Below are 396 nucleotides of genomic sequence, written 5' to 3' on the forward strand. Positions count from 1 at the left end.
TCTCTCGACATCCCGCATCTCCTTCAGACAAGCACCTCGCAGTCCTTGCCCTAGATTAGGTTTCTCAAGCTGTACCAGAACTCTTGAGGAAGGACTTTCACCTTCGAGAAAAGTATCGTTCTCGGCTCTTGGCTCGTTTTTACCTACGGTATCGTTGCCGCCGCCTTTAATAGATAGCTCATAGCGCCATTGCGCTAGTGACACGACTGCCCGTCGCACATAAGATCAGCCGGCCTTGAGGGCCGGCTGTTCTCATTTTACGTTAAACTTTTCTTCTGAGGGGGTTCTTCCGGCTTGGGCGTGACCCGGCACACATGCGTCAAGTAATGATGCTTATAATCGGTAAACTTCCACTTCCCGAAGAAAGCCATCGTCGATTTCATCCCTGATTCGAAC

1 protein-coding gene is annotated in these 396 nt (G+C 50.5%); it reads right to left on the reverse strand.

Going from position 1 to position 396, the window contains the following annotated elements; translation table 11 throughout:
* The coding region (locus tag GNP95_RS26345) for a hypothetical protein (protein WP_230874018.1) at positions 1-204 on the reverse strand (204 nt) is incomplete at its 3' end.
* Positions 205-396: the final 192 nt, after the last annotated feature.

Source organism: Paenibacillus woosongensis (assembly GCF_009725165.1).
Taxonomy (GTDB): Bacteria; Bacillota; Bacilli; order Paenibacillales; family Paenibacillaceae; genus Fontibacillus; species Fontibacillus woosongensis.